Genomic DNA, 11,688 nt, shown 5'->3' with positions numbered 1-11,688 from the left:
GTAGTGGAATACGGCGTTGTCGAACGCTGCTTCCTGCAGCGCGCGGTCGCCGGCGAGGCGCGCGTAATAGGTGGTCCGGTCGGTAACAGCCGGGTCCGTGCATTCCCAGTAGTGGTGGGCGAGCTCGGCCGGTGCCGTTCCCGGGCGCTCCGCCAGGATGTCGGCGATCCGCCGGTGCAGCCGTGCGGTACGGGTACGGCCCAGACCGTCGCGCAGCACCCGGCGCACCACCGAATGGGCGAAGACGTAGCGCGCGGGGGCGTCGGAAGCCTCATGTACCAGGCCGGCCTGCCCGGCCTCGTCGAGCAGGTCGAGCAGCTCGAGGTCATCGATCGGTGCCGCGGCGGCCAGGACGTCGATGTCGAATTCGTGGCCGATCACCGACGCGACGGCGAGCGTCGGCTGGCACTGCGGGGACAGCCGGCTCAGGCGCCACCGCACCACATCGCGCACGGTTTCAGGGATCTCTACAGCCCCGGAGCCCGTCCGACGCCCGGGTTCTCCGGTCAGTGACTGGCCAAAGGCGGTGCGATCATGTTTGTCGCGCACCGCCGGCGGCCCGGGTTCTCCGGTCAGTGACTGGCCAAAGGCGGTGCGATCATGTTTGTCGCGCACCGCCGGCGGCCCGGGTTCTCCGGAAGGTGACGCCAACGCTTCGAGGTCGACCAGGTGGCGCACCATCTCGGTCAGGAAGAACGGGTTGCCCGCCGTATCGGCCTGTAACTCGAGGGCCAACTCGCGGCCTGGTTCGGTGAGGTCCCGACCGCAGACCCGCCCGACCAACGCCACGGTCTCCTCGGGGTCGAGCCCGCCCAACCGCACCCGCCGGCACTCGGTGTCGCGAGTCAGTGCCGGCAGGAAGGACGCCAGCTCTCCGTGGCCCGTGTCGCGGTAGGTGGCCATCACCAGCAGCGGTGTCGCCCGCGGCAGCCGCATCAGGTGCGCCAGCAGGAGTAGCGACGAGCGGTCCGCCCACTGCAGGTCATCGAGGATGGCGACCACGGGACGTCGGGAGGCGATCGCGCGCAGCCAACCGTCGAGGGCCTCGAACAGGCGAAAGCGCTCGGCCTCGGCGTTGCCTGCCAGGGGGGCACCGACAACCCCGACGCGCTCGGTAACCTCGGGGAACAGCCGGGAGATCTCGTCGGCGTGCTCGCCGAGCTCGGCGCGCAGCACGGACTTCGGGCGGGTGCGGGCGTACTCACCCAACGCCACCCGGTATCCCTGGTAGGGCGCGAGAATCTCTTCGTCCCAGCGGCCGTAGAGCACGAGCCCACCGTCGTCGCGTGCCGTCCGCGCCACCTGCGCAGCCAGAGTGGTTTTGCCGATGCCGGGCTCCCCGCTGATCAGCGCGAGTACCCGGACCCCCGATCGAGCCCGGTCCCAGGCCTCCCGGAGCACGCGAAGCTGGTGCGTCCGGCCGACGAAGGGCGCGTCCGCCGCGTTGTCCAGCCAGCCCAGGTGCCGGGCGTCCGGCTGGTCGACGTCGTCGGCGTCAGCCGGTTCGCTGTCCGGAGCGGCCAGCAGCGAGGAGTCGGGGGTCCGCAACGGGGCGAACGTATCGGGGAGGCCGGGTATCACCAGCTGCCAGATCCGCTCGGCCCGATCGAAGTCCTTCAGCCAGTGTTCGCCGAGATACCGGACGTCGAAACCGGTGGACAGACCGTCCTCCACGAGCGAGTGCGTGGTCTCCGACAACAGCACCTGACCGCCGTGTCCCGCGGAACACAGCCGGGCGGCGCGATGCACTCCGAGCCCGACGAAACGGTCGGTCCACGGGGTTGGTTCGGTGGTGTGGATGCCCATCCGCACGCGGATCCGGGCGTCGGCCGGCCAGGCGTGGGCCGCCAGGGCGTGTTGAGCGGCCACAGCCGCGGCCACCGCGTCCTTGGATGTGCGGAATTCGATGAAGAACGAGTCACCCTGGGTGTCGATCTCCCGGCCGCCGGCGATGTCGAATGCGTGACGCTGCAGACGCTGGCAGTCGGCCAGGATCTCACCGTAAAGATCACCAAACTGGCGGACGAGCCGGGTCGAACCCTCGATGTCGGTGAACAGCAAGGTCACCGTGCCCGTGGATGTCGGGTTCGGTCGGGCCCCGGGCTCACGCGGAGCTGGAGGTTCCGCGGGTTGAGTGGCTGCGTCACGGCTGGCGACCAGGCGCATCCGCGGGCCGGGCTCCGTGCCGGCCTCGTCCATCGCAAGCGGTCGGCCGGCAGGGCCGGCGGCCGTGTTGGCGGCGGCCACCTCGCACCCCCTTCGATTGCCCGGGGCCTTCATTGGCACGAAGGCCGGTGGTTGTTCGCTTTTGGTCCGCGTCGCCTTTTCAGGGCCGGCGACCCTGAAAAGATCACGATTTCGGCACCTTCGGCTCGTTGACACTTCGGGTGCAGCTCGGTGGCTCAAGCCCGTCCCGGGATATCAAAACATCGGCGGGGAACGTGCGGGTAACCAGGGGTCCTCATCGGGGCCGCGCGGATCTGTCGGGTCGCTCCGCCGCGCGATGGGACTCAGACCCCGGTGTGAAAAGAGCCATGATCGTACGGCCTCGGTCAACCGGCGGGATCGCTGCGAGGAATTACCGGACGTCGCTGTTGGTGTACAAATGAGCTCCTGCAGCCCGGGTTGTTTCCGATCCGGTAATCGAGCTGGTGCGTTTTGTGGTCACCTTCGGTCCTTCTTGCGTGCTTCGGATGCGGGACGTCGCTACGCGCTGTCTGGGGCCGCTGGGGCGGCTGGGGCCGCGTGGCGGTGGCGCTCGAGTCCCGGCCGGCACCGGTCCTCGCCCATTCCCGTCGCTCGTCGTCGCTCGTCGTCGCCGGTCATTGCCGGTCGGTTGCGGAATTCGAATTCGTTGTCCGTGTTTTGGCGTTTGGGGCTGACGTCGACGTTACGGGCGGTGTCGTATTGTCGTGAAAATAGGATCTCGTCCGGTGGTGCGAAGCGGGGAGCCACACCGGGTCGACACGGAGAATCGTTTCAGATCGGTGCCGCGGGTCGTCTTGTGTAAGGCGACGTGTACGGTCTGTTCTGACGGGATGCGCTGCTTTCGGTCGTACATATTCGATTACCGCGCGTATCGCGTTGCGGCCGGCCGTGTCCGGAGCCGCCCATCCCGTGGTTCCGGCCACGATCAAAAATGGGTCCAGGTCGCCTGGATGTGGTGCGATCATGGTATTTTTCGCATCTTCGTGCTCGAGGTGGGAGCCATCTTTCGAGTGTGTGTCGCGCCACAGGGTGGCGGTCGGCGGGTCATCATACCCGGATCGGGGGATCGAGCTGCAGTGGTCAGCTGGGTGAGCGATGATGTGACCCGATGGACGCGAAGGTTCGGCGTGACGCGCCGGGCGCGTCCTTGACCGCCGCGTTGCGCGTCCCTACTGTCCGGTCCACGGTTGGAAGTTGACATAACATTAACCGTCTAGCTGACGGTGAAGGTTGAAGCTCATCAGCCGTTCCCTGCTCCAACCACTCGGCGCCGCCTTCCCCGCCGCACCGGGCGGCTGGGGCATGTCCCCCGTCCGCCCACCGATGCCGCTGGAGGACCGACACCGCATGGCAGCTCCTCAGAACTACCTGGCGGTGATCAAGGTCGTCGGGATTGGCGGTGGCGGCGTCAACGCCGTCAACCGCATGATCGAAGTCGGGCTCAAGGGCGTCGAGTTCATCGCGATCAATACCGACGCCCAAGCCCTGCTGATGAGCGACGCCGACGTCAAGCTTGACGTCGGCCGGGAGCTCACCCGAGGACTCGGCGCAGGTGCCGACCCAGAGGTCGGTCGCCAGGCTGCCGAAGATCACCGCGAGGAGATCGAAGAGGTCCTCAAGGGCGCCGACATGGTGTTCGTGACCGCTGGGGAAGGCGGTGGCACCGGCACCGGCGGCGCGCCTGTGGTGGCCAATGTCGCCCGGTCGCTCGGCGCGTTGACCATCGGTGTCGTCACCCGCCCGTTCACGTTCGAGGGGCGCCGCCGGGCTACCCAGGCGGACGCGGGAATCGACGCCCTGCGCAACGAAGTCGACACGCTCATCGTCATTCCGAACGACCGGTTGCTGGCGATGACGGATCGTGACATCAGCGTGCTGGACGCGTTCCGCAGCGCCGACCAGGTCCTGCTCTCCGGTGTCCAGGGCATCACCGACCTCATCACCACACCCGGTCTGATCAACCTGGACTTCGCCGATGTCAAGACCGTCATGTCGCATGCGGGCAGCGCGTTGATGGGTATCGGACGCGCCCGTGGGGACGATCGCGCCATCGTCGCGGCCGAACAGGCCATCGCCTCGCCTCTCCTGGAGGCCAGCATGGACGGTGCCCAGGGCGTGCTGCTGAACATCTCGGGTGGCTCCGATCTCGGCCTGTTCGAGATCAACGCCGCGGCCGAGCTGGTCGCGGACGCCGCCCACCCCGAAGCGAATATCATCTTCGGTGCGGTGATCGACGATGCCCTCGGCGACGAGGTCCGGGTCACGGTCATCGCCGCGGGCTTCGACACCGTCCAGGACCGCCGGACCCGCGGTCTGGCGAGCACCCGCCGGCCCGGCAACGGTCAGTCGGGTGCACCCGGGGCCGCCGGTGCGGGTACCGCCGGAGCGTCCGGAGCCCCTGCCGTGACGTCGGGCACGAGCTCCCCCTCGTCCCCGACGACGCCGTCCACCTCGCCGACGACGGTCGGGTCGCCGCCGATTTTCGCCCCGTCGACGCCGCAACCCCGACCGGTTGCCGCGGCACCGCAACCGGCGCACACACCGCCGCCCGCGTCCGCGCCGAACCCGCAGCCGACCTATTCCTCGCCGGCCGCCTACAACCCCCAGCCGACGTTCGCCCCGTCCCAACCGGGTCAGCCGCGGACGTCGGCTCCCGGGCATGTGGCGGACGTGTCCGACGACCGGGACTACGGCAACGACGGCTCGTCGTCTCGACGCGACGGCGCCGAGTCCGGTGCCGATCAGGGCTACCCGCCGTATCGGGAGCCGCGGGAGGGCCATCGGCCGAGCTATCCGGCGCCGCGGCGGCCGGTCCGGCCGGTTGCCGAGGATGACGACGAGCTCGACGTCCCCGACTTCCTCAAGTAAGAGCGCTCGGCAAGTAGGAGTGCCCGGCAGCAGGGGTGTGGATCAAGGAGCGGGGCTGGGGTGCGTAGATCGCGAGGCTGCGGAGGAGGCACCGGAGGTGTTGGGTGTCGACCGACGGAGCCGGGGTACCCGTGCATCGCGCAGCGATGGACGGGTGGCGATGGACGGGGAGCGATGCGGAGAGCTGCGTGCCCCGTCCCCGCGACGCCGCGTCCCCGTTGCCGGTCGCTCTGAGAGGGCTCGGGACGGCGCTGTGAGCGGTTCTGGCGGCCCTGACCCGGTGTCGGCGTCAATGGGTGGCATCCCCGCCGGCGCGCGGGCGGAGCTGGCCGTGAGCGCCGCTGGCGGGCGGCACGAGGATCTGCGGCTCAACCTCGCCGACGTCCGCGACCGGATTGCCGCCGCGGCGGCTGCGGCGGGGCGTGCCGCCGGTGAGCTCACCCTTGTCGCGGTGAGCAAGACCTGGCCGGCGGCGGATGTCGTGGTGTTGTGCGGGCTGGGGGTCACCGACTTCGCAGAAAACCGTGACCAGGAGGCCCGCCCGAAGGTGGCGGATGTGACGAAGCACCTATTTGACAGCGAGGTTTCGGCTGTGTCCCCGCCGGTGTCCCCGCCGGTGTCTCCGCCCCGTTGGCATTTCGTCGGCCAACTTCAGCGCAACAAGGCACGGTCGGTGACCAGATGGGCGCATTGGGTTCAATCGGTCGACCGGGCGTCGTTGGTTACCGCGCTGTCCACCGCGGCGGTCGTGCACGGTCGGGAGATCGTCGTCTGCCTGCAGGTGTCGCTGGACGGCCATGGCGTCGACGCCGGTCGAGGCGGTGCGCGCCCGGCCGAGATACCCGCCCTCGGCGACCTCGTGGCGGCCATGCCGGGCCTCGTCCTCGCCGGGGTGATGGGGGTTGCGCCACGTGATGTGCCAGCTCGCCCGGCCTTCGCCGGGTTACGTGAGGTTTCGGACGTGCTTCGGCGGGAGCATCCCGAGGCGTCGGTGATCAGCGCTGGCATGTCCGGGGACCTTGCGGACGCAGTGGCCGAAGGCGCGACACACCTTCGCATCGGGACGGCTTTGTTCGGTCAACGGCGTGGTGTCCCTTAGAGTCGCGCCCATGGGTGTCGCGCGCAGGGCGATGGTCTACCTCGGCCTGGCCGAGGAGGACGAAGACTACCTCGAAGACGAGTACGACGATGGCGGTCACGACGCCGGCCACGCCGATCGGCGTGACGACCGGCGTGACGACCGACGTGACGCCCGTGAGCCCATGCCCGCGGAGCGGTCGGTTCGTCGTATTGATGCACGTGAGGAGCCGCCTGCGATGCCGCGTCGTCCCCCGGTCGAACAACTCCGGCCGACAGGTCCGGTCCCGATGCGCCGACCACCCGCGGCCGAGGAGCCGTCGCCTTATCGCATCACCACCCTGCAACCGCGCAGCTACAACGAGGCACGGCAGATCGGGGAGGAGTTCCGCGACGGGACTCCGGTTATCATGAATTTGACCGAGATGGATGACGTCGATGCCAAACGGTTGGTCGACTTCGCAGCGGGCCTGGTCTTCGGCCTGCGGGGGTCGATCGAGAAGGTCACCAACAAGGTGTTCCTGCTCTCGCCGCACAACGTCGAGGTCACCGAGACCGACAAGCGGCGCATCCGCGAGGGTGGCTTCTACAATCAGTCTTGATCATATGTCAACTGTCACCGGACCACGGTCCCCGCAGGCACAGGAGAGTCCGCCATCGGCGCACTTGGTGACGTGATCTCTGCGCTGCTGCTTGTCTATCTGCTGCTGATGATTGCGCGTGCAGTGATAGATCTTGTGCTCTCGATGAGCCACACCTTCAGACCCGCCGGAGTCCTGGTACTAGTCTTTGAGTCTGTGTACACAGTCACCGACCCTCCGTTGAGATTCGTCCGGCGGTTCATTCCTCTCCTGCGGGTGGGTAGCGTCGCGTTCGACCTCGGATTTTTATTGATCTTAATTGTGATCATGGTCTTGCGGAGACTCGCGGATGGCCTGTGACGAAGTCGCGGACACGGCGAACGCGCGCGGCAGACCGCCGCTGGACCGCCCTCTCCGGGGGAGCGGCAATGCCGCATCATGAGGAGGCGACGTGGCTCTGACACCGCAGGACGTGCAGAACAAGGTCTTCAGCCCGACCCGGTTCCGCACCGGTTACAACGAGGACGAGGTCGACTCCTTCCTCGACGATGTCGAGAGCGAGCTCACCAGACTTCTGGACGAGAACACCGACCTGCGTCGACAACTCGACGAGGCACGTCGCGCGGGCGGCGGCGGCGGCCCAGGTGTACCCGCCCAGATGCTTGAGGAGAACCAACAGCTGCGCCGGCAGCTGGAAGAGGCGCGGCGCCAGGTTGGCCAGGCACAGGCGCAGGCCGCACAGGCGGTTGCGGCCGCACAGGCCGCCCGCGAACGCCCCTCCGCAGCGCCGGCTGCGGCGACGGCGGTGATGCCGGCGGTGCCGGCGCCATCCCAGGCTGCGACGACCCGTACCGGCAACTCCCAGCTCGATGCCGAGATCGAACAGCGGGTGGCCCGCACGCTCGTCCTGGCACAGCGTACGGCGGACGAAGCGTTGCGGGAGGCCCGCAACGAATCCGACCGGGCGCGGCGTGAAGCCCGTGCGGACGCCGACCGCATCATCGGAGAGGCCCGGGCGCACGTCACCGAGCAGCTCGGTGGCCTAGAGGACGACAAGCGCCGGTTGGAGGGCCAGGTCGAGCAGCTGCGCGCATTCGAGCGGGAGTACCGCACGCGGCTGCGCGCCTATCTGGAGATGCAGCTACGCGACCTGGACGGCATGCCGACCCAGCCGGCCGTCGGCCCGGGCGGCACCCCGCGGCCTCCGCTCAACCCCGGCGCCGGCGCACCGCCCCCGCCGCCGGCCGGGATCGCAGCCGGCTCCCATCCGGCACCTGGTCCGGGTGCCACGTCGGCGTTCCCACCTGGGCCGCCACTGGGCGCGGGAGCGATGGCACGGGGAAGTGACAACGGCGGCGTCCGCGGGCCCGACATGGAACCCGCCCGTCGGGACCCGAGCGGGCTCCAGGACTTCTAGCGACACCGCAGGACACTTCTAGAAACGCCTGACCGGCGGGAGCCTGGAGCGCCCGCCGTCGACGATCAGTCGGCCTGCTCAGCCGGGCTCAGCCAGGCTCAGCCAGAATGTCAGTCCGAGATCCGGCGCGGTGTGCCCGTCCCCACCGGCCGGAGTCGGCTCTGCGGTGTCGGTACCCGGGGTGGCCGGAGCCCCGGCGTGCTGCGTGAAGGTCACGGCGAGGATCTCGGCTGCCACGATGGAGCCGTGTTCCCGCAGCGCCTGCTCTGTTTCCGGCCTGTCCGCCGACCACCGGACCTCGACGCGGTCGGTGATGTCCAGGCCGGAGGTCTTGCGGGCATCCTGGAGGACTCGCACCACGTCCCGGGCGATGCCGGCGCGTTGCAGCGCGGGAGTGATCTCCAGATCGAGGGCGACGGAGAGGCCTGACTCCGAGGTCACCGCCCATCCCTCCCGCGGCGTCTCGGTGATGATCAGATCATCGCCGGCGAGGTCGAGCCGCTCACCGTCCACCTCGACCGTGAGACGGCCGTCCACGGGTGGGCCGGCGGTGGCGATCGCAGCCGCGACCAGCGGGGTCCGCTTGCCGAACCGGCGACCCAGCGCCCGGAAGTTCGGCTTCACGGTCACGTCGACCACGTCGGCGGTGGCGCCCTCGACGGTGGTGACGTTGAGCTCCTCGGCAATCTGAGCGCGCAGGTCCGCGGGGAGCCCGGCGAACTCGGGCGTCGCCACGACCGCGCGGGCCAGCGGCTGGCGCGTCCGCACGCCGCTGCTCGCTCTGGCCGCCCGTCCGAGCTCGACCAGCCGGCGGACGAGGTCCATCTGGGCCGCCAGCCGCGCGTCCACGAGATCACCCGACGCCGCCGGCCAGCCGGCCAGGTGGACCGAGTCCGGGGCCTGCGGTTGGACGCCGACCACCAGCTTCGACCACAACGCGTCGGTCAGGAACGGGGTGAACGGGGCCATCAGCCGGGTCACGCCGTCCAGGCAGGCGTAGAGGGTCTCCATGGCGTCCGGATCGGCGTCCCAGAAGCGTCGCCGGGAGCGCCGCACGTACCAGTTGGACAGGTCGTCGATGAACCGGGCTAGGCGTCGGCCGGCCCGCAGCGAGTCGAAGGCGTCCAGGGCTTCGGTGACCTCCGTGATGGTCGCATGTAGTTCCGAGTACGCCCAGCGGTCGAGCACGGGCCGCGTGCGCGGGTCGGACGCCGCAGCGCGCCCCGGTGCCCAGCCGCCGGCATTGGCGTAGAGGACGAAGAACGACGCGGTGTTCCAGTAGGTCAGCAGCACCTTGCGGACGATGTCCTCAAGGGCCTCGTGGCCGACCCGGCGGTCCGACCAGGGTGACCCGGCCGCGAGCATCAGCCAGCGCACCGCGTCCGCGCCGTGCCGGTCGAACAGTTCGAACGGGTCCAGCACGTTACCGATGTGCTTGCTCATCTTGCGGCCCTCGGCGTCCAGGAGCAGGCCCAGACACAGCACGGTCTCGTAGGCGGAGCGGTCGAACACCAGCGTTCCGACGGCCATCAGCGTGTAGAACCAGCCGCGGGTCTGGTCGATGGCCTCGCAGATGTACTGCGCCGGGTACTGGCCCTCGAACTGCTCGCCGTTGCGGTGTGGCGCTCCCCATTGGGCGAACGGCATCGCTCCGCTGTCGTACCAGACGTCGATCACCTCGGGGACGCGCCTGGCCACGGCCGAACAGGTCGGGCAGGCGATCGTCACGTCGTCGACGAACGGCCGGTGCGGATCCAGCGCGGACAGGTCACGCCCGGCCAGGGACGACAGTTCCAGCAGCGATCCGACGCAGGTCAGGTGGGTCGGATCGGCTGTACAGCGCCAGATCGGCAGTGGCGTGCCCCAGTAGCGGTTGCGCGACAGTGCCCAGTCGACATTGCCGCGCAGCCACTCGCCGAACCGTCCGTTCTTGATTCTTTCGGGGTGCCAGTCGGTGCGCTCGTTTTCGGCCAGCAGCCGGTCGGCGATCGCGGTCGTCCGGATGTACCAGGACGGCAGCGGGTAGTAGATCAACGGTGTGTGGCAGCGCCAGCAGTGTGGATAGCTGTGGGTGTAGTCCTGCGCCCGCCACAGCACTCCACGCGCGCGCAGGTCGTCGACGAGGGTCGCGTCCGCGTCCTTGAAGAACACCCCACCTACCAGCGGCGTGCCGGCGACGAACCGGCCGTCCCGACCCACCGGGTTGACCACGGGCAGGCCGTACGCGCGAGCGACCGCGAGGTCCTCCGCGCCGAAGGCCGGGGCCTGGTGGACCAGGCCGGTACCGTCGGTGGTGGTGACGTAGTCGGCGAGTACCACCGAGTGCGCGGGCGTGGCGCCCGCGGCCGTGGCGCCGAAATCCGCCGGCGGCAGCAGCTCGAACGGCCGGGCGTAGGTCACGCCGGCGAGATCGGCTCCCTGCACGGTCTGGACGACCTCGGCGTCCGGCCCCACCGCGGCACCGAGCAGCGGCTCGGCCACCAGCACCAGCTCGCCGGCACGCCCGCCGGCCGCGGTCCGGGCGACCACATAGGTGACGTCGGGATGCACGGCGACCGCGGTGTTGGACACCAACGTCCACGGGGTCGTCGTCCAGACGAGCAGGCTGACACCCGCCTCGCCGAGCGGGCCGGCGGTCACCGGGAAGCGGACGTAGACCGAGGGGTCGACCACGTCGGCGTAGCCCTGGGAGACCTCGTGGTCGGACAGGGGCGTCTCGTCCCGCGGGCAGTACGGGGTGACGCGATGGTCCTCGACGAGCAGCCCCTTGTCGAAGATCTTCTGCAGGGACCACCAGACGCTCTCGATGTAGGGGGTGTCCATCGTGCGGTAGGCGTTGTCCAGATCACACCAGTAGCCCATGCGCTCGGTCATCCGGGAGAAGTCCGCGACATGGCGCAGCACCGACTCGCGGCAGCGGGCGTTGAACGCGGCGATACCGAAGGCCTCGATGTCACTCTTGCTGGTGAAACCCAGTTCCTTCTCCACGGCGAGCTCCACGGGCAGGCCGTGGCAGTCCCAGCCGGCGCGGCGCGGGACGTGGAAGCCCCGCATCGTGCGGTACCGGGGGAACAGGTCCTTGAAGACCCGGGCTTCGACATGGTGGGTGCCCGGTTTGCCGTTGGCGGTCGGCGGACCTTCGTAGAAGATCCATTGTGGCCCGTCCGCGGTCGCGTCCAGCGAACGCTGGAAGACCTTCAGGTCCGTCCAGCGACCGAGGACCTCGCGTTCGAGGGCGGGCAGGTCGACCTGGGTCGGCAGCGGTGGGAAGGCGGGCTGCGCGTCCCCGGGTGTCTTGTGATCAGGCGTCTCGCGGTCGGGCGTCTCGCGGTCGGGCATGGTGTGTCTCCGTCGGGATCAGGCTCCAACGGAGGGACGACACCCCGCGGTACCCGGCGTGTCGCCGGGGCGCGGTGGTACCGCGGTACCACCCTCCTTGCCGTTCGGGACGCCGGTGTGCGGCGGCCTGGACGACCACTCGTCGCGCGCGGTACCGGATCTACTGGGGGCGGGGGCGCCCTGTTCTTCCGGCAGCTC

General features: G+C 69.4%; 7 protein-coding genes. 5 read left to right on the top strand and 2 right to left on the bottom strand.

The window, feature by feature from the left end:
• The coding region (locus tag U9980_RS06650) for an AAA family ATPase (protein WP_322767130.1) at positions 1 to 2,247 on the bottom strand (2,247 nt) is incomplete at its 3' end.
• A gap of 1,308 nt (positions 2,248 to 3,555) precedes the next feature.
• On the opposite strand from U9980_RS06650, the gene ftsZ reads away from it, so the two are divergent.
• The 5 genes from ftsZ (at position 3,556) to U9980_RS06625 (ending at position 8,151) form a co-directional block, all read left to right on the top strand.
• A complete protein-coding gene (ftsZ, locus tag U9980_RS06645) occupies positions 3,556 to 5,076 on the top strand; it encodes a cell division protein FtsZ (RefSeq protein WP_322752353.1) in 1,521 nt (506 codons plus the stop codon).
• Between the two features lie 253 nt (positions 5,077 to 5,329).
• On the top strand, positions 5,330 to 6,175 hold the full coding sequence (locus U9980_RS06640) for a YggS family pyridoxal phosphate enzyme (protein ID WP_322767129.1): 846 nt from the start codon (positions 5,330 to 5,332) through the stop codon (positions 6,173 to 6,175).
• Between the two features lie 10 nt (positions 6,176 to 6,185).
• On the top strand, positions 6,186 to 6,755 hold the full coding sequence (locus tag U9980_RS06635) for a cell division protein SepF (protein WP_322752325.1): 570 nt from the start codon (positions 6,186 to 6,188) through the stop codon (positions 6,753 to 6,755).
• A gap of 84 nt (positions 6,756 to 6,839) precedes the next feature.
• Positions 6,840 to 7,094, top strand: coding sequence for a YggT family protein (locus tag U9980_RS06630; RefSeq protein ID WP_322747509.1), 255 nt, complete (start codon positions 6,840 to 6,842; stop codon positions 7,092 to 7,094).
• Positions 7,095 to 7,185: 91 nt separating this feature from the next.
• Entirely contained in the window at positions 7,186 to 8,151 is a 966-nt protein-coding gene (locus U9980_RS06625; protein WP_322767128.1) for a DivIVA domain-containing protein, read from the top strand.
• Positions 8,152 to 8,229: 78 nt separating this feature from the next.
• Here the strand turns inward: U9980_RS06625 and ileS are convergent, their stop codons facing one another.
• Positions 8,230 to 11,490 carry an isoleucine--tRNA ligase gene (gene ileS, locus U9980_RS06620; RefSeq protein WP_322767127.1) on the bottom strand — a complete coding sequence of 1,087 codons (3,261 nt, stop codon included), beginning with the start codon at positions 11,488 to 11,490 and terminating at the stop codon, positions 8,230 to 8,232.
• Positions 11,491 to 11,688: the final 198 nt, after the last annotated feature.

Source organism: Protofrankia sp. Cr1 (assembly GCF_963555865.1).
Classification (GTDB): domain Bacteria; phylum Actinomycetota; class Actinomycetes; order Frankiales; family Frankiaceae; genus Protofrankia.
The sequence above is the reverse complement of the archived record's forward strand: the minus strand, read 5'-3'. Positions and strand labels throughout refer to the sequence as shown.